Annotated in this window: 17 protein-coding genes; 2 read left to right on the forward strand and 15 right to left on the reverse strand. The window is 65.3% G+C overall.

Translation table 11 applies throughout. From position 1 onward, the window contains the following. Nucleotides 1–18: 18 nt before the first annotated feature. The 12 genes from AB4Z44_RS02725 to ccoN all read right to left on the reverse strand — a co-directional run bounded on the left by AB4Z44_RS02725 (nucleotide 19) and on the right by ccoN (nucleotide 10,937). The gene (locus AB4Z44_RS02725; protein WP_404712549.1) at nucleotides 19–456 is read right to left on the reverse strand and encodes a DUF6152 family protein; all 438 of its coding nucleotides are present in this window, start codon (nucleotides 454–456) and stop codon (nucleotides 19–21) included. An 84-nt stretch (nucleotides 457–540) separates the two neighbouring features. Beyond that, nucleotides 541–1,044: a DUF6644 family protein gene (locus AB4Z44_RS02730; RefSeq protein WP_404712550.1), complete on the reverse strand. Its 504-nt coding sequence runs from the start codon at nucleotides 1,042–1,044 to the stop codon at nucleotides 541–543. 10 nt (nucleotides 1,045–1,054) lie between these two features. Next, on the reverse strand, nucleotides 1,055–1,600 hold the full coding sequence (locus AB4Z44_RS02735; RefSeq protein ID WP_404712551.1) for a DUF6644 family protein: 546 nt from the start codon (nucleotides 1,598–1,600) through the stop codon (nucleotides 1,055–1,057). 328 nt (nucleotides 1,601–1,928) lie between these two features. Continuing rightward, nucleotides 1,929–3,254, reverse strand: a complete 1,326-nt coding sequence (gene hemN / locus AB4Z44_RS02740) for an oxygen-independent coproporphyrinogen III oxidase (protein WP_404712552.1) — start codon at nucleotides 3,252–3,254, stop codon at nucleotides 1,929–1,931. After that, nucleotides 3,251–3,421, reverse strand: a complete 171-nt coding sequence (gene ccoS, locus AB4Z44_RS02745) for a cbb3-type cytochrome oxidase assembly protein CcoS (RefSeq protein ID WP_404712553.1) — start codon at nucleotides 3,419–3,421, stop codon at nucleotides 3,251–3,253. The genes hemN and ccoS overlap by 4 nt, the downstream gene beginning before the upstream one ends. Continuing rightward, the gene (locus AB4Z44_RS02750) at nucleotides 3,418–5,562 is read right to left on the reverse strand and encodes a heavy metal translocating P-type ATPase (protein ID WP_404712554.1); all 2,145 of its coding nucleotides are present in this window, start codon (nucleotides 5,560–5,562) and stop codon (nucleotides 3,418–3,420) included. Before AB4Z44_RS02750 ends, ccoS begins: the two co-directional genes overlap by 4 nt. After that, the gene (locus tag AB4Z44_RS02755) at nucleotides 5,559–6,017 is read right to left on the reverse strand and encodes a FixH family protein (protein WP_404712555.1); all 459 of its coding nucleotides are present in this window, start codon (nucleotides 6,015–6,017) and stop codon (nucleotides 5,559–5,561) included. The genes AB4Z44_RS02750 and AB4Z44_RS02755 overlap by 4 nt, the downstream gene beginning before the upstream one ends. Before the next feature lie 4 nt (nucleotides 6,018–6,021). Beyond that, entirely contained in the window at nucleotides 6,022–7,464 is a 1,443-nt protein-coding gene (gene ccoG, locus AB4Z44_RS02760; RefSeq protein ID WP_404712556.1) for a cytochrome c oxidase accessory protein CcoG, read from the reverse strand. Continuing rightward, on the reverse strand, nucleotides 7,451–8,377 hold the full coding sequence (ccoP, locus tag AB4Z44_RS02765) for a cytochrome-c oxidase, cbb3-type subunit III (RefSeq protein WP_404712557.1): 927 nt from the start codon (nucleotides 8,375–8,377) through the stop codon (nucleotides 7,451–7,453). Before ccoP ends, ccoG begins: the two co-directional genes overlap by 14 nt. Continuing rightward, a complete protein-coding gene (locus tag AB4Z44_RS02770; RefSeq protein ID WP_404712558.1) occupies nucleotides 8,364–8,534 on the reverse strand; it encodes a cbb3-type cytochrome c oxidase subunit 3 in 171 nt (56 codons plus the stop codon). The genes ccoP and AB4Z44_RS02770 overlap by 14 nt, the downstream gene beginning before the upstream one ends. Beyond that, nucleotides 8,531–9,274, reverse strand: a complete 744-nt coding sequence (gene ccoO, locus AB4Z44_RS02775) for a cytochrome-c oxidase, cbb3-type subunit II (RefSeq protein WP_404712559.1) — start codon at nucleotides 9,272–9,274, stop codon at nucleotides 8,531–8,533. Before ccoO ends, AB4Z44_RS02770 begins: the two co-directional genes overlap by 4 nt. 13 nt (nucleotides 9,275–9,287) lie before the next feature. Beyond that, nucleotides 9,288–10,937 carry a cytochrome-c oxidase, cbb3-type subunit I gene (gene ccoN / locus AB4Z44_RS02780; RefSeq protein WP_404712560.1) on the reverse strand — a complete coding sequence of 550 codons (1,650 nt, stop codon included), beginning with the start codon at nucleotides 10,935–10,937 and terminating at the stop codon, nucleotides 9,288–9,290. Between the two features lie 237 nt (nucleotides 10,938–11,174). Between ccoN and hemA the strand changes: the two genes are divergently transcribed. Next, complete coding sequence (gene hemA, locus AB4Z44_RS02785) at nucleotides 11,175–12,401, forward strand: 5-aminolevulinate synthase (protein WP_404712561.1); 1,227 nt, start codon at nucleotides 11,175–11,177, stop codon at nucleotides 12,399–12,401. Between the two features lie 62 nt (nucleotides 12,402–12,463). Here the strand turns inward: hemA and AB4Z44_RS02790 are convergent, their stop codons facing one another. Beyond that, nucleotides 12,464–12,625 carry a hypothetical protein gene (locus AB4Z44_RS02790; RefSeq protein WP_404712562.1) on the reverse strand — a complete coding sequence of 54 codons (162 nt, stop codon included), beginning with the start codon at nucleotides 12,623–12,625 and terminating at the stop codon, nucleotides 12,464–12,466. 23 nt (nucleotides 12,626–12,648) lie between these two features. Beyond that, nucleotides 12,649–12,927 (reverse strand): hypothetical protein, encoded by a 279-nt coding sequence (locus AB4Z44_RS02795; protein ID WP_404712563.1) that lies wholly within the window; start codon nucleotides 12,925–12,927, stop codon nucleotides 12,649–12,651. A 544-nt stretch (nucleotides 12,928–13,471) separates the two neighbouring features. On the opposite strand from AB4Z44_RS02795, the gene AB4Z44_RS02800 reads away from it, so the two are divergent. Beyond that, nucleotides 13,472–16,162, forward strand: a complete 2,691-nt coding sequence (locus AB4Z44_RS02800) for a YadA family autotransporter adhesin (RefSeq protein WP_404712564.1) — start codon at nucleotides 13,472–13,474, stop codon at nucleotides 16,160–16,162. Nucleotides 16,163–16,241: 79 nt separating this feature from the next. Here the strand turns inward: AB4Z44_RS02800 and AB4Z44_RS02805 are convergent, their stop codons facing one another. After that, nucleotides 16,242–16,823 (reverse strand): NAD(P)H-dependent oxidoreductase, encoded by a 582-nt coding sequence (locus tag AB4Z44_RS02805; RefSeq protein WP_404712565.1) that lies wholly within the window; start codon nucleotides 16,821–16,823, stop codon nucleotides 16,242–16,244. Nucleotides 16,824–16,854 lie beyond the last annotated feature (31 nt).

Consider the following 16,854-nt stretch of genomic DNA (forward strand, 5'->3'; position numbering starts at 1 on the left):
TTCCTCTCTTTTACGGCGTTATTGGTTGCCACTCGCGCGCTTGGCAGCGGCGATCGCGGCTTCGGCATTGGGATTGCCCAGCGACAGGACCTGCCCGTTGGGGAAGCTGATCTCGGCCGCGCTGGCACGGGTGTCGCCGTCGCGCGACGCGTAGCCTTGGACCTTGATCAGCGTGCCCGCCGGCAGCGAATTGCGGTTCCAGCCGCGCCGCAAGAGTGCGGAAGGCGCGCCACCTTCAACCCGCCAGATTTCGTGCTTCTTCGTCTGCGGGTTGACGATGTCGATATGGATCCAGGAATGCGGATTGACCCATTCGAACTTCACGACCTTGCCTTCCAGCGTGATCGGCTTGTTGGAATCGAACTCGGCGGCGAAGGAATGGTGCGCCTGGGCCGGCATGGCCATGCCGGCGACGACGAGGGCGCCCAGCGCCAGGGCGAGCTTGTGCTTGTTCATGAAATCTCTCCTGACGAGTTATTGGAAACCGGGATGGCAGGATCGCGGCCGCGCGCCTTGATGGCGGTCAAAAGCCGACATCGATCAAACGTAGACGCCCAGCGTGAAGCCGATCACCCGCCCGCAAAACACCACCGCCACCCAGAAGAGCAGCGACAGACCGCCGGCAACCTTGGCGGCAAGCGGGATCGACGAGCCTGCATTCCAGCGCTCGACCCCGCGCCAGGTGAAAGCGTGGAACAGCGCCATGTTCAGCCCGGCCAACAGCAGCAGCACCATTTTCCACAGGAAGTAGGGATTGACCGTGTAGCTGGCGGCGCGGCTCACGAAGAGGAGCGACCCCGTCGCCAGCGCCACGGCGAAAGCGCCCCATGTGAGCCGGAGCGTGTCATGCGACACCGCAGTCACCGTGCGGTTGGTGGATGCGAGGCCGAGCAGCCGCAAATCCATCATCGCGACCGTGCCGAACACGGTGACGATCGCGATCACGTGGATCGATTCGAGCAGGGGGAAGGCTGCGGCGGAACTGGCGATATAATCGCCGACCGCCGATGTTTCGAGCGCATGCGAGAAGGCTTTGAGGCCCATGATTATCCTCTCAGGTTGGGGCGTAGGCGATCCAGCGGCCGGCGATGATGACCAGGCACCACAGTAGGAGGAGGGCGATGGCCCCCACCCGCGCGGTCGTGGAGCCGATCGCGCCGGGATCGGTCTGGTTGATCTGGCGGTGGACGATGGCGCCGAAGGCCAGGCTGACGAGGATCAGCCCGGCGATCATGACCATCTTGATCCAGAAGATCGGATTGATCAGCTCGCGCACCGGCTCGGCCACGATCAACCCCAGGCCCGTCGCGATCAGCGTCAGCAAGGCGCCCACGATCCACGGTCGATAGCGGTGGTTGGTCTGGGCCATCGTCTGGCCGGCGCCCGACCAGCCGAGGATGCGCAGGTTGGTCATGAGCACGGCGCTGAACGCCGTGGCGATGGCGATGATATGGGTCGTCTGGAGTAGCGGGATGGTCAGGAAGCGGTTTCCCATCGCCTTGCTGAGCGGCTGGTCAGCGATCCAGAGCGAAAATTCCGGCAGCGGCGTCGTGCGCAGCCATTCCGTCAGCGAATAAAGAAGATCGTCGATCGCCGGCATGCCCGCATCTGCCCCCTTGTTGACTATATCCGGTGACCTTCGTCAGCCGTTTGTAGGATGATGCTACCAATCGATGATTCTGACCGGTTTGATCGCGATCAAATTTCTCGCTGCCGCGGGCTATTCGGCGGCACCGTCACGGCGGCGCCCCATGCAGGCGGCATGACAGCCGGCTGGACATTGCTTGCCCGGTCCGCCCCGGCCATCATCAGGCAGGTTCAGCGGGATCGCGCCCCCATGGCAGAGCGGGACGAGGATGGTCCGGCCGCCGGGGGCAGCCGGCACCCCCGTCAGCGCCAGCGCGGCGGCGGCCAGCAGTCCGGCTGTGCTAGACAGCATTGCTGAAGCGCCGATCGTCAGGCGCGCGATAGCGATCGAACGCGGCCGCGATGCTGCGCGCATAAGGCAGCGCGGCCGGTGCGATCGCCAGCGTCCGCCCGATCCAGGTGACGAGACCGCGGTCGCGAAACGGGCGCAGCCGTTCGGCGATTGCGGCCGCGTCGATTTCGGGCGGGAGCGTCGTGCGGCCCCGCGTCAGCAGTGCTTCGATCGCGCCGCCATGGATCCGGTCGAGCCGGCTGCGATGCACGCCACGCGTCGCGGCGAACCGGCCTTCGCCGATCAACATGTGATAGCGGCCCGTATTCTTCTCGTTCTGGAGAAGGCGATCGGGAAATTCGCTGATCGCGGTCGCGCCGAGCCCGATCAGCGTCCGGGCGGGATCTTCGGTGAAGCCCTGGAAATTCCGGCGCAGCGTGCCGGTCCGTGCCGCGATCACCAGCGCATCGCCGGGCTTGGCAAAATGATCGAAGCCAACCGGCGCATAGCCCGCCCGCGTCAGCATCGCGTGGCCAAGCTCGGCCTGGGCGAAACGCGCCGCCGCATCGGGCAGCACGGTCGCGTCGATCCGGCGCTGGCGCGGGATCAGGTGCGGGACATGCGCATAGCCGAACAGGGCGATGCGATCGATGTCGAGCGCGATCGTCCGTTCGATCGTGTCCGCGAGATCGTCGCGGCTTTGCCCGGGTAACCCGTACATCAGATCGAAATTGATCGAGCCGACCCCGGCGCTGCGGAGCTGCGCGACCGTATGGACGACATCCTCCATCGGCTGAACGCGGCCGATCGCCGCCTGGATGGCCGGCGCGAAGGTCTGGACGCCCAGGCTTGCGCGCGAGACGCGATTGCGCGCGAGCGCCGCAGCCCAATCCTCGGCGAAGCCGCGCGGATCGATCTCGATCGACAGGATCGCGCCATCGGCCTGGAAGGCGCGCCGGATCGTCGCCACGAGCCGATCGAATTGCGCCGGCGCGATCGCATTGGGGCTTCCGCCGCCGAAGGCGATGCGGCCTATGCGCCCCCGGCCGTCAAGCCGCGCCGCAACCAGGGCGATCTCGTCCTCCAGCCGCTCGAGATAGGAGTCGAGCCGCCTGGTGCGGTTGGCGGCACCGGTGTTGCAGCCGCAATACCAGCAGATTTCGCGGCAATAGGGGATGTGGACGTAGAGCGAGACGGTCTCGTCCGCCGCGACGCGGTCGAGCGCCTCGGCCATGTCGTCCGATCCGATCCGGTCGTGGAACTCGGCGGCCGTCGGATAGCTGGTATAGCGCGGTATCGGCCTGGCGAGCAGATCGGGATGATAGGTCCAGCTCATGAGCGGGGCGGTTCCTGTGGTTCGGGGTCTGCCTCGTCGATCAGGATGCGCATCGCGGCGCCGTCGAGATCCTCGAACTGGCCAGAGCGCATCGCCCAGAAGAAGGCGAGCAGGCCGAACAGGCCGAGCCCGAGCGCGATCGGGATGAGGAAAGCGAGACCGGTCATCGCGCCGCATTCCGGAGGCGCAGCGCGTTGGCGACGACGATCAGCGACGAGCCCGACATGGCGAGCGCGGCGATCAGCGGCGTCACCTTGCCGGCCATCGCAAGCGGGACGGCGAGGATATTGTAGCCGATGGCGAGGGCGAAATTCTGACGGACCACGCGCATCGTGCGCCGCGCGGCGGCGATCGCGATCGGTACGGGCATCAGCGCCTCGCCCAGGAACAGGAGATCGGCGGCGGTGCGGCCGACGTCGGTGGCCGAGGATGGCGCGATCGAGACGTAGGCGGCCTTGAGCGCGGGCCCGTCGTTAAGACCGTCGCCCACCATCAGCACGCGATGGCCCTGCCACTGGAGATGATCGATATAAGCGAGCTTGTCCTTCGGCGTGAGCCCGGCCTTGCCGGCGATGCGCAATGCATGGGTGACCGCGCGCACCGCCGCCGGTGTGTCGCCTGACAGCATCATCGGCGCCAGCGCTTGGCGTTCGATCCGGCGGAGCGCAAGATCGGCATCCGGGCGCAACGCGTCGGCGAAGGGCAGCAATATCGCGGTGCCGTCGACCGGACCGAACGCGGTCGCGAGCGTTCCGTCCGGCGCCGCTTCGGTGCAGCCGAGCCAGTCGGGCCGGCCCAGCCGCCAGCGCCGGCCCGCAATCGTCGCTTCGACGCCCAACCCGGGATGCTCGGCAATCGCCTCTATCTCGGCAGCACGCACGCCTTCGCTTTCCAGCGTCGAGGCCAGGGCGCGCGACAGGGGGTGGCGGCTGGCGCGGGCGAGCGCGAGCGCGAGCGGTTTGCTGCTCTCGGTCAACTTCAGCGCACCGACCGGCGCCGGGCGTCCGAGGGTGAGCGTGCCGGTCTTGTCGAACAAGGCGATGTCTGCCCCAGCCAGCCGTTCGAGCGCGGAGCCGTCCTTGACCAGCACATTGCGCCGCATCAGTGCGCCCACCGCGACCACCTGCGCCACGGGCACGGCCAATCCGAGCGCGCAGGGGCATGTGATGATCAGCACCGCGACCGCGATCAGTAGGGCCTGGTGCCAGCCCGCGCCCGCGATCAACCACCCGGCGAAACTCGCTGCCGCGAGCGTATGGACGGCGGGCGCATAGAGCCGTGCGGCACGATCGGCGACCCGCACATAGCGCGATTTGCCCTGTGCCGCCGCTTCCATCGCGCGGGCGATATCGGCGATCACGGTTCCGTCCCCAACCGCGCGGATCCGCACGGTAAGCGGGGCTTCCAGGTTGATCGTGCCGGCCAGCACTTTATCGCCGGCGCCTGCGGCCTGCGGCGCGCTTTCGCCGGTGATGAGTGATCGATCGAGGCTGCTCGTGCCCGCCTCGACCACGCCGTCGGCCGCGACCCGCTCGCCCGCCGCGATCAGGATGCGCATGCCGGGCGCGAGCTCCTCGGTCGCGCGCCAGGCGCTGGTGCCGTCGGCACCGATCACCAGCGCGCCCGCCGGCGTACGCCGCATCAGCGCCGCGACTCCATCCTCGGCGCGCGCGCGCATCACGCAATCGAGCAGGCGGCCCGCGAGCAGGAAGAAAAGCAGCATGACCGCGCCATCGAAATAAGCGTGGCGCCCATGGGTGATCGTTTCGAACAGGCTCATGCCCGTGGCCAGGATCACGCCGATCGAGATCGGCACGTCCATGTTGGTTCGCCCGTAGCGGAGCGCATTCCAGGCGCTGCGGAAGAAGGGCCGGCCTGCATAGGCCACGGTCGGCAGCGCGATCAGCGCCGACAGCCAATGGAAGAGTTGCCGCGTCGCGCCCTCCGCTCCCGACCAGACCGACACCGACAGCAGCATGATGTTCATCGCGGCGAAGCCCGCGACCGCAAGCGCGGTCGCGAGCGTGCGGGTCTCCCGCTTGGCAGCGCCGTCGGCCTCGCCCGCGAACGGCTCGGCGGCGAAGCCGATCCGCTCGATCGCCGCGCGCACGGCAGCGGGATCGAGTTCGGGCAGATGCTCGATCCGCACGCGCTTGGCGGTGAAATTAACCCGCGCGTCGAGGATGCCGGGGGTGGCCCGCAAGCCGTTCTCGATCCGCGCGATGCAGGCGGCGCAGTGCATGCCCGGCACGGTGAAAAGGCTCGTCGCGCCAGGCTGCGCCGCGGCCGGTGGGGTGAAGGCGTTCATGCCTTGAGTTCGTCGTCGAACGAGGCCGTGTGGCCGCCCTGGCGGACGGTGATCCGCAGCAGCCAGCGGCCTGCCGGCAGCGGCCAAGTCGCGATGTGGCGGTCGCCACCCATGGGGGTGAAAACGATGTCGCGCATCGGCGCGCGACCGAGCGGGTGGATCGCGACCGCGTGGACGGTGGCGCCTTCGAGCGATCCGGCGCGCGCGCGGATCGCGACCACCGGACGGTGCGTCCCGTCTTCCGTCACGGCGATCGTCCAGCCGAGCGCTTTCTGCGCGCGGGCTTCGGCCAGCCAATGGTTGAAGTCCTGGCTCGCGACATAGCTGTTGTCGACGACGGTGCCGCCAAATGTCCGGATCGCGTAGGTGGCCATTATCAGGTTCACGGCGATGATGGTGCCGAACATTGCGAGCATGATGCCCAGCATGTGCCAGCCGGTGAAAGTTCGGGTCATGGGATCACTCCGGCCGCTCGAAGACGGTTCGGACCCGGGCACCGCCGCCCTCAGGGTCCAATGCGCGCACTGCGAATGTGAGGTCTGCACGCTGCGGCCCAGACGCCGCGGTCGCGACGAAGAGATGGGCCTGGGCGACCTGGTCGGGGGCGAGATCGAGCGGCATCTTGCGTACCGCCGCCTTGCGGTCGCCCTGCTCGGTCCACATGACCGCACCGGGCACGCCGTCGATCGCGATCTCCACTGTACGGGGGCGGTCTTCCATGTTGCGCACCTTGACGAGGTAGTCGTTGCGGATGGCCCCGTCCGAAAGGCGCACATAGATCGGGTTGCGGTCCTGCAGGACGCTGACGACGATCCGGGCGCGCGTGCCGAGCGCGAACAATAGTCCCATGCCGATTCCGACCCACACCGCGAAATACGCAATGGTCCGGATATGGAAGAGCCGCCGGAGCGGCGGCTGGGTCGGCTGGCCGGCGCGCGCGAGCGTCATGTCGGCCTCGGTCGTATAGTCGATCAGCCCGCGTGGGCGACCGATCCGCGTCATCACCTGATCGCAGGCATCGATGCACAGGCCGCAGGTGATGCAGCCGATCTGCGCGCCGTCACGAATGTCGATGCCGGTCGGGCAGACCGCGACGCAGCCGTCGCAGTCGATGCAGTCGCCCGTGGGCACGTCCGCCACCCGCTTTGTGCCGTGGCTGCGCGGTTCGCCGCGCCAATCCTTGTAGGTGACGACCAGAGTCTTCTCGTCGAGCATCGCGCCCTGGATGCGCGGCCACGGGCACATGTAGATGCACACCTGCTCGCGCATCAGTCCGCCCAGTACATAGGTGGTGGCGGTGAGCAGGGCTATCGTCGCATAGGCCACAAATGGGGCCTGGCCGGTGAAGACCGCACGCGCGAGCGTCGGCGCATCGGCGAAATAGTAGATCCAGGCACCCCCGGTGAGGAATGCGATCAGGAGCCAGACCGTATGCTTGGCCACGCGCTTGGCAATTTTGGCCGGCCCCCAGCCCGCGCGCTCCAGCCGGAACTGTGCGTTGCGATCGCCCTCGATCGCGCGTTCGACATGGACGAACAGGTCGGTCCACACGGTCTGTGGGCAAGCGTAGCCGCACCAGGCACGTCCCACCGCCGAGGTGACGAGGAACAGCCCGATACCGGCCATGATCAACAAACCGGCGACGAAATAGAATTCGTGCGGCCAGATTTCGATCGCGAACATATAGAAACGGCGATGCGCGAGATCGACCAGCACCGCCTGGTCGGGGGCGTAAGGCCCGCGGTGCCAGCGTAGCCACGGCGTCGCGTAATAGATGGCCAGCGTGACCGCCATGATCGCCCATTTCAGGCGGCGGAACTTGCCGTCCACCGCCTTGGGGAATACCTTGCGGCGTTTCTCGAAGAAGCGGCTGCTGTTGGCCTTGAGATCAGGGGCGAGCATTGCTCGCCCCGATCGCCGCGATCACCGGCGCGGCCGGCGTCGCTTCGCCGCCGCCGAGCGAATGGATATAGGCGGCCAGCATCTCGATCGTGATCGGGTCGAGCCGCCCGCTCCAGGCAGGCATTACGCCGTAACGCGCGTTGGTGACCGTCTGGGTGATCGTGTCGCGATCACCGCCATAGAGCCAGATGGCGTCGGTCAGGTTGGGCGCGCCGAACTGGCGCCCGCCCTTGCCCTCTGGCCCGTGGCAGGCTGCGCAATTGTTGGCGAACAGGGCGGCGCCGCGCCGCGCCGACGCGCTCTGGCCTTCCTGGTGCGAGATCACCCGAACGAAGGATACCACGTCCTGGATTTCCGCCGGCTTGAGGATGCCGTCGCGGCCGAAGGCGGGCATCTGCGACATGCGCGTGGCGGGATCGCCCGGCTGGCGGATGCCGTGGAGGATCGTCTGGTGGATCGTCCTGATATCGCCGCCCCACAGCCAATCATCGTCGTTGAGGTTGGGATAGCCCTTGCTGCCCGCGGCGCCAGTGCCATGGCATTGGATGCAGTTGACGCGGAATGCTGCGCGCCCGCCTTCCTCGGCGGCGTGGAGCAAGGTCGGATCGTCCGCCAGTTTCTCGACCGGCGTGCGGGCGATCGCCAACCGGATTGGCGCCTTGCGCGCGGCATCGGCCTGCATTTCTTGAGCAAGCTGCTTCTGGCTCGACCAACCAAGCACGCCCGCGCTCGCGCGGTTCAGCATCGGCCATGCAGGGAAGAGGATCGTGTAGACGATCGCGAAGATGATCGTGCCGTAGAGAGTGAGCAGCCACCAGCGCGGCATCGGAGTGTCGAGTTCCTCGATCCCGTCCCATTCGTGCCCGACCGTCTCGGTGCCGGTCGCTTCGTCGATGCGCTTATTCTCGGCCATCACGGTCGTCCTCGAAGATCATGTGCGCGGCCTGGTGGTGGTCGCGATGTGCGCCGCGGCGGAAAGTCCAGCCGACCAGCACGGCGAAGATCAGGCCGGTCAGCACCAGCCCCCAGCTGTCCGCGATCTGGCGGAGCGCCTCATATTCCCAGCTCATCGCGGCTGCTCCATGGGCGCAGCCGACTTGAAGTCGACCATCGTGCCGAGCGACTGGAGATAGGCGACGAGCGCATCCATCTCGGTCAGTCGCTTGGGATCGCCGTCGAAGTCGCGCGCCTGCGCCTTCGGATAGCGCTTGATCAGATCGGCATGATCGGCGTCGGGATCGGCCTGACCCTTGAGGTCGGCCTCGGCCTGCTTGAGGTCTTCGTCGCTATAGGGAACGCCGACGCGTCGCAGCGCCTTGAGGTGTCCGTCGGCGTTCGACGTGTCGAGCTCGTGCTCGGCGAGGAAGGCGTAGGACGGCATGATCAATTCGGGCACGACCGAGCGCGGATCCTTGAGGTGCTGGACCTGCCATTCGTCCGAATAGCGCCCGCCGACGCGCGCCAGATCGGGACCGGTGCGTTTCGATCCCCATTGGAAGGGGTGGTCGTACATGCTCTCGGCTGCCAGGCTGTAATGGCCATAGCGTTCGACCTCGTCGCGGAACGGCCGGATCATCTGGCTGTGGCAATTGTAACAGCCCTCCCGGACGTAGATGTCGCGTCCGGCTTGTTCGAGCGGGGTGTAGGGGCGCACCCCCTCGACACGCTTGACGGTGGAGTCGATCCAGAAGAGCGGCGCGATCTCGACGATCCCTCCGATCGCGACCGCTCCGAAGGCGAGCACGGCGAGGATGGTGACGTTGCGCTCGATCTTTCGATGATCGAAGCGGCGGCCTGGTTTGGATGCCATGGCTTGGGGTTCCTTATTCGGCCGCGGCCGGCAGCGCGATCGGCCGGTCCTTGGTGGGGTCGAAGGTGGCGGTGGTCATCGGAGCCTCGTCGCGAAGCTTCCCGGCGATGGTCATCGCCACGTTCCAGACCATGATCAGCGAGCCGGCGAAGTAGAGCAGGCCGCCGAAGACGCGGATCAGATAATAGGGCTTCATTGCCGCCACGACCTCGGCGAACGAGTAGACGAGATAGCCGTCGTGCCCATATTCGCGCCACATCAGGCCTTGGGTGATGCCGGCCACCCACATGGAGGATGCGTAGAAGACGATCCCCAAGGTCGCGAGCCAGAAGTGCCAGTTGACCATTCGCAGCGAATAGAGCCGCGTGCGGCCCCACAGGCGCGGCGTCATGTAATAGATCGCGGCGAAGGTGATCATGCCGTTCCAGCCGAGTGCACCCGAATGGACATGGCCGATCGTCCACTCGGTATAGTGGCTGAGCGAGTTGACCGATTTGACCGACAGCATCGGCCCTTCGAAGGTCGCCATGCCGTAGAAGGCGAGCGCGAATACCATCAGGCGGATGACCGGATCGGTGCGGATCTTGTCCCATGCGCCGTTGAGCGTCATCAGACCGTTGATCATGCCGCCCCAGCTCGGCATCCACAGCATGATCGAGAAGACTTCGCCCAGGGTCTGGGCCCAGTCGGGCAGTGCCGTATAGTGCAGATGGTGCGGGCCGGCCCAGATATAAAGGAAGATCAGGGACCAGAAGTGGATGATCGATAGGCGATAGCTATAGACGGGTCGCTCTGCCTGCTTCGGCACGAAGTAATACATCATGCCGAGGAAGCCGGCGGTCAGGAAGAAGCCGACCGCATTATGCCCGTACCACCATTGGGTCAGGGCATCCTGGACGCCTGCGAAGGCCGAATAGGATTTGGAGCCAACGAGGCTGACCGGCATCGACAGGTTGTTGACGACGTGCAGCATTGCGATCGTCAGCATGAAGGCGAGGTAGAACCAGTTGGCCACGTAGATATGCGGTTCGCTGCGCTTGACGATCGTGCCGACGAACACGGCGATATAGGCGATCCAGACAACCGTCAGCCAGAGATCGACGTACCATTCGGGTTCGGCATATTCGCGGGCCTCGGTGATACCCAGCATATAGCCGGTCGCCGCCAGCACGATGAACATCTGGTAACCCCAGAAGACGAACCGGGCGAGGGCGGGGAAAGCGAGGCGTGCGCGGCAGGTCCGCTGGACGATGTAGAAGCTGGTCGCGATCAGCGCGTTGCCGCCGAAGGCGAAGATCACCGCCGAGGTGTGGAGCGGCCTGATCCTGCCGAAATTGACATATTCGCCAAGGTCGAGTGCGGGGAAGACCAGCTGGGATGCGATTACTACGCCGACGAGGAAGCCGACCACGCCCCAGAATACAGTAGCGATGACGCCCCAGCGGATGACATCGTCATAATAACGATCGCTCGGCTCGGGCCTGATGATATCATGCGGTGCATAGTCACCGGTCTGCACCGTGCGAAAGGCCAGAAATAAAGCCGTCATTCCCACTATCGCCATATGCACGGCAAAGCCTGCATCGGCCGCCGTCACATAGCCGACCAGCGCCAGCAGGGCGATGACCAACCAGCCCCCCGCCTTCATCATCAAACCCGCCATGATAGTCCCGCCTCCCGTTCCGCGCCGTCGCGCTGTTCGCGCTGGGGGGCGGATGCTCATTGACACGGGTCAAACCGGAGACCGGCTACCCGCGATGGATCGATCGCGGGCATAAGCGGCCGGGTCGGGCGACGAGATTAGGGAATTCCCGTAATTCAGGTACCGCAATGTCGGGATTTATACGTATTTCGCGATGGCTACCGGCGTTCCACATCCGCGCCGTAGCGGAGGCATGCTTTGTACCCACAACTTTTCACTCAGGCGATTGATCGGCTTCATGCTGAGGGTCGCTACCGGGTTTTCATCGACATCCTGCGCAACAAGGGGATGTTTCCCAATGCGCGCTGTTTTGCGGGGCATAATGGCCCGAAGCCGATCACGGTGTGGTGCTCGAACGACTATCTGGCGATGGGCCAGCATCCCGATGTGATCGCGGCGATGGAGGAGGCGCTGCACGATGTCGGCGCGGGATCGGGCGGCACGCGCAATATCGGCGGCAACACGCATTACCATGTCGATCTGGAATATGAACTGGCCGATCTCCACGGCAAGGAAGGCGCGTTGCTCTTCACCTCGGGCTATGTCTCGAACGAAGCGACGCTGTCGACGCTCGCCAAGGTGCTGCCCGGCTGCGTGATCTTCTCCGATGAATTGAACCATGCCTCGATGATTGCGGGCATCCGCAATTCGGGCTGCGAGAAGCGCGTCTTCCGCCACAACGATCTCGAGCATCTCGAGGAGCTGCTGGCCGAGGTCGATCCCGAAACGCCCAAGCTGATCGCGTTCGAGAGCGTTTATTCGATGGACGGCGACGTCGCGCCGATCCACGCCATCTGCGACCTGGCCGACAAATATCAGGCGCTGACCTATCTCGACGAGGTCCACGCCGTCGGCATGTACGGCCCGCGCGGCGGCGGCATCTCGGATCGCGACGACGCGGCCTCGCGCATCACCGTGATCGAGGGCACGCTCGGCAAGGCGTTCGGCGTGATGGGCGGCTATATCGCCGCCGACAAGATGATCATCGACGTGATCCGCAGCTATGCACCCGGCTTCATCTTCACCACCAGCCTGTCGCCGGTGCTGGTCGCCGGCGCGCTGGCGAGCGTGCGCCACCTCAAGGCGTCGAGCGAGGAGCGCGACGGCCAGCAGGCGGCGGCAGCCACGCTCAAGGCGCTGATGGAAGAAGCCGGCCTGCCGGTGATGCCGTCGACCACGCATATCGTGCCCTTGATGGTGGGCGATCCGGTCAAGGCCAAGCGCGCGAGCGACATCCTGCTCGCCGAATATGGCGTCTACGTCCAACCGATCAATTATCCGACCGTGCCGCGCGGCACCGAGCGCCTGCGCTTCACCCCCGGCCCCGCCCACAGCGAGGCCATGATGCGCGAACTCGTCGAGGCCCTCGTCGAAATCTGGAGCCGAATGGAAATGCCGGCGGCGCCGCTCGCGCTCGCTGCCTGATCCTCAGACGGGTCGCGTCCAAATTGATTGTCACCCTGCTGTGAGGGGGCGCACGATGCCGTTCACCGTAGCCAATTCATATGCTCCGAAGCCGCGGCGGGCACGAAGGCGCCGGCAAGGAACCTCTTCTGGATGGCGATGACGGCATTGACCGACCGTGTCGGGAGCCCGGCCTGTGCGAGGCCGCCGCGCAGATGGTCCTCCGGCAGCGTGACGAAAGACATGGCGCGATCGCTGATCTCGGCGATCAGTGCGCACGCTCTGCGCCGGTGAGCCGCTCGTCGCTGGTGGTGGTGTGGATCGCACCCTCATGCCCGTCGCCCAACAGGATGCCTGCGGCGGCTGCGGCAACATCCTCGTACGACACGAAGCTGACCCGGTTCTCGCCGAGCCCGGTCAGGATCGCTCGGAGCTGCCCCGCAGGCACCGGCATGCCGGTTGGCAGGCTGCGCCGTGGCGCGGAGGCGGCAATCGCAAGTCGCGCTGCTGCCGCCGGGTGGTGAAGGTATCTAGCGGGCAGAAACATTCGATGATCATCGCCTTGATTCTAGACGATTCCAGATCATGCTATTGCTAGCATGCATGAGCCGGCGTGATCAGTCCGGCCACAATATTGGCTTCATATCCCTGGCTAATCACTGTTTAGCTAGGTCTTGCCAATTTTCAGAATGCTAGATTGATCGAATAATCAAATATAAATAACAATAACCAAAATGGATTTATTTATAAAAGATCATTTATTGCATGTAACGATAATGCAATTGTGAATTGATATAGATCAATCGGAAACCATCCAATTTTTTGGTTTAACTATTAATTAGGAAACGGCGCCCAGACAGAATGGGCCGTGGTGGGAAGCGTGCTGAATAGAGCGGGGGGCAAAGAGACAAAGCTCATTCAGTCTAGGAGTGTAAAAAATGAAGTCGTACGTAACAAATTGCGGCTCGGATTATCGCTGTAAATTGATAAAGATTCGCAATCTGAAAGTCTCTTCTCATCGTCGAAAGATCTCGCTCGTCGCTGCTTTGCTGGGTGCCGCCGGTCTCTCCGCCCAGGCGCAAGCACAAGCGGTGACGCCCAATCTGGTGAGCGCGTGCTCCGGCGTCAGTCTTCCGCGCTCCGCGGTGACCAACATCATCACTCCGGTCGTCAATGGCATCGTTTCGCCGATACAGGATACCGTCAATCCGCTCCTCGGCGTCGTGGGTGGTCTCCCCGTCATCCCGAACCTGAATATCGATACGACCACCTTGCTCAACAATGCGGCGGCCGGTGCCCCGATCACATTGCAGGTGCTGAACCGCAACGGCACCGTTGTCGGCCCGGCCGATCGCTGCGACCTGCAGGCGGATTCCTACAGCCTCAACACGCAAGGGGGCATATCGATCGGCGGCAACCGGATCATCGGACTGGGGACCAACGGCCTGAATTCCACGGCGGGCGAGGCCAATTCGATCGCGTTCGGCAATTCGGCCACCACCGATGCGACATCGGCCAATGCGATAGCGCTCGGTACCGGTGCCGCAGTCGGCCCCAATGCGGCGGCGGGGCTTGCGCTCGGCACCGGCGCGCAGGTCGGCGTCGCCAACAGCGTGGCGCTGGGATCGGGCAGCGTTGCCGCGCGCGGGCCGCTCGCCGGCTATGCCGCGCTCGGCCTCGGAGCGCCGCAAAACTCCGCCGGCGAAGTGTCGGTCGGGACGGCAGGCGGCGAACGCCAAATCACCAACGTCGCCGCAGGATCGGCGCCGACCGACGCCGTCAACGTATCGCAGCTGGCCGGGGTGGCCGCTCAGGTCGGCAGCGTGGCCGACACGGCGGTTCTGTACGACGGACCGGCGAAGGATCGCGTGACCCTGGCCGGAGCGGGGGGCACCACCGTGACGAATGTCGCGCCGGGCGCGGTGAATGCCGGCTCGACCGACGCGGTGAATGGCGCCCAATTGTTCGCAACCAACACGGGCGTTACAAACAACACCAACGCCATCACCAATCTGACCACCAACATCGCCAATGGCGGTCTGGGGACGGTGCAATATTCCAACCCCGGCACACCGACCGTTCCCAATGGGGGGACGCCGACCAACGATCTCACCCTGGTCGGCGCGACGGCGGCACCGGTCGGGCTGCACAATGTGCGGGCCGGCGTCCTCGCCGCCGGCTCGACCGACGCGGTCAATGGCGGCCAGATCGTCGCACTGGGCAACAGCGTCGCTGGGGCGCTCGGCGGCAGCAGCGCCTATGATCCGGCGACCAACGGCGTCCTCCCCGGTCTCACCTATGGCGGCACGACCTACAACAGCGTACAAGCGGCGTTCGACGCCGTGAACGGCGCGGTGAATGGCGGCGGCGGGATCCGCTATTTCCATGTGCAGTCGACGCGCGGGGACTCGACCGTCTCGGCTAACGACAGCATGGCGATCGGGCCGGAGGCAGTGGCGTCGGCCGGGAACAGCGTGGCTTTGGGCACCGGAGCCGCGGCCACCCGCGGCGCGAATGCAGGCTATACCGCGGTCGGTCTTGCCGCTCCCCAGAACTCTGCTGGCGAGCTGTCCGTAGGCTCGGCGGGTGCGGAGCGCCAGATCACCAACGTGGCGGCGGGCTCTGCGCCCACCGATGCGGTCAACGTGGCGCAGCTTACCGGCGTGGCCGATCAGGTGACGGCGCTAGGTGCCAATTCGGTCCAGTATGATGATGCCGGCAAGGGCAGCGTCACGCTTGCGGGCGCGGGCGGAACGACGGTCACCAACCTCAAGGCCGGCGCCGTTACAGCTACGTCGACCGACGCGATCAACGGATCGCAACTCTACGCTACGAACCAGAATGTCGCCAACAACACGACGGCGATCACCAACCTGACCAACAATGTCGCCAACGGTGGCACCGGGCCCGTCCAATATTCCGATGCGGCGACGCCCACGACGCCGAACGGCGGCACCCGCACGAACGATCTCACCCTGGTCGGGGCCACGACCGCGCCGGTAGCGCTGCACAATGTCGGTAACGGCGCCATTGCGGCCGGTTCCACCGACGCCGTGAATGGCGGCCAGATCTATGGGCTGGCTTTCACCGCAGTGAATGCCGTCTCCTACGATGCCGATGCTGCCGGAAATCGCACCAACACGGTGACGCTATCGGGCGGCAATACGGCAGTCCCGGTGACGGTGCGCAATGTTGCGGACGGAACCGTGGCGCCGGGCTCGACCGAAGCCGTCAATGGCGGCCAACTCGCGTCCACCAACCAGGCCGTAACGACCGCACAGACTACGGCCAACACGGCCTTGGCGCTGGGCCAGAATTCGGTCCAGTATGACAATGCCGGGAAGACCAGTGTCACGCTCGGCAGTGGAGGCGGGGGAGCGGCGGCAAGCGCGCCGGTCGCGGTCCACAATGTCGCCGCGGGAACGTCATCGACCGATGCCGTCAACGTCGCGCAACTCAACACCGGCATCAACAGCGCGGTCACGCAGGCGCAGAACTATACCGACATGCGTCTCCAATCCATCACCTACGATCTGCGCAAGGTACGGCGGGACAGCAATGCCGGAACCGCCGGCGCGCTGGCCGCCGCGGCGCTCCCGCAGGCCTACGAGGCAGGCAAGGGGATGATCGCGCTGGCCGGCGGCACCTATCAGGGCCAGTCCGCCTTCGCGGCGGGCTTCTCCAAGGCGATGAACGACGGCCACACCGTGGTCAAGTTGAGCGGGACCTACGACACGCAAGGACGGGTCGGCGGGGCAGCCGGGATGGGCTATCAGTTTTGATGTCGAGCAACGGCGGGGCTCTCGGTCCCGCCGTTGTCTCCGGGAATGATCGGGAGGTTCGCCCTGATATCATCCCACGCTAACGCCCTTCACCCCCGAGCATCTCCATCTCTTCGATCCATTCGGCGCGGCGCAGCGGTTCGCCCTCCACCGTACCGTAGAGATTGTGCGCGACCGGCGCGATGCCGACGAACTTCAGGATATTCTGCTCCAGGCTCTGCAAGCTATGAGCCCCGAAATAGAGCCGATAAACCAAGGCGGGCATGCCCATCGTCACGACGATCCGGGCCGATCGTCCGCGCAACAGTCCAGCCCGCTGCGCTTCCGCGGCTTCGTCGATCGCGAAGCCGGGCCGCATGACCTGCTCGAGAAAGCCCTTGAGCAAGGCCGGCATGTCACCGAGCCAAAGCGGGTAGAAGATGACCAGATGCGACGCCCAGCCGATCGCTTCCTGCGCATGTTTGATATCGCTCGGCACATAGCTGCCGTGCCAGTCGTGCGTCGAGCTTATGAGCGGGAATTCGAGTTCCGCGACATTGATGCGGCGCACCTCGTGTCCGCCCGCTTGGGCACCGTCGATATAGGCATCGACCAGACCATGGATCAGTCGGGCAGGATCCTCGTCGGGATGTCCGTCGATTATCGTTATACGCTTGATCATCGCGGCATCTTGAAGCGCCGTCGCCCACGGC

It is taken from the genome of Sphingomonas sp. MMS24-J13 (assembly GCF_044905095.1).
In the GTDB taxonomy this organism is placed as follows: domain Bacteria; phylum Pseudomonadota; class Alphaproteobacteria; order Sphingomonadales; family Sphingomonadaceae; genus Sphingomonas_I.

Bases quoted from the DNA above. Each gene is read 5' to 3' on its own strand.
- ccoN (WP_404712560.1), bottom strand. From the start codon at position 10,937: ATGGCGGGTTTGATGATGAAGGCGGGGGGCTGGTTGGTCATCGCCCTG.
- ccoP (WP_404712557.1), bottom strand. From the start codon at position 8,377: ATGGCCGAGAATAAGCGCATCGACGAAGCGACCGGCACCGAGACGGTC.
- AB4Z44_RS02725 (WP_404712549.1), bottom strand. From the start codon at position 456: ATGAACAAGCACAAGCTCGCCCTGGCGCTGGGCGCCCTCGTCGTCGCC.
- ccoS (WP_404712553.1), bottom strand. From the start codon at position 3,421: ATGACCGGTCTCGCTTTCCTCATCCCGATCGCGCTCGGGCTCGGCCTG.
- ccoG (WP_404712556.1), bottom strand. From the start codon at position 7,464: ATGCTCGCCCCTGATCTCAAGGCCAACAGCAGCCGCTTCTTCGAGAAA.
- AB4Z44_RS02805 (WP_404712565.1), bottom strand. From the start codon at position 16,823: ATGATCAAGCGTATAACGATAATCGACGGACATCCCGACGAGGATCCT.
- AB4Z44_RS02735 (WP_404712551.1), bottom strand. From the start codon at position 1,600: ATGCCGGCGATCGACGATCTTCTTTATTCGCTGACGGAATGGCTGCGC.
- AB4Z44_RS02755 (WP_404712555.1), bottom strand. From the start codon at position 6,017: ATGACCCGAACTTTCACCGGCTGGCACATGCTGGGCATCATGCTCGCA.
- AB4Z44_RS02790 (WP_404712562.1), bottom strand. From the start codon at position 12,625: ATGTCTTTCGTCACGCTGCCGGAGGACCATCTGCGCGGCGGCCTCGCA.
- hemN (WP_404712552.1), bottom strand. From the start codon at position 3,254: ATGAGCTGGACCTATCATCCCGATCTGCTCGCCAGGCCGATACCGCGC.
- AB4Z44_RS02770 (WP_404712558.1), bottom strand. From the start codon at position 8,534: ATGAGCTGGGAATATGAGGCGCTCCGCCAGATCGCGGACAGCTGGGGG.
- AB4Z44_RS02750 (WP_404712554.1), bottom strand. From the start codon at position 5,562: ATGAACGCCTTCACCCCACCGGCCGCGGCGCAGCCTGGCGCGACGAGC.
- AB4Z44_RS02730 (WP_404712550.1), bottom strand. From the start codon at position 1,044: ATGGGCCTCAAAGCCTTCTCGCATGCGCTCGAAACATCGGCGGTCGGC.
- AB4Z44_RS02795 (WP_404712563.1), bottom strand. From the start codon at position 12,927: ATGTTTCTGCCCGCTAGATACCTTCACCACCCGGCGGCAGCAGCGCGA.
- ccoO (WP_404712559.1), bottom strand. From the start codon at position 9,274: ATGGCATCCAAACCAGGCCGCCGCTTCGATCATCGAAAGATCGAGCGC.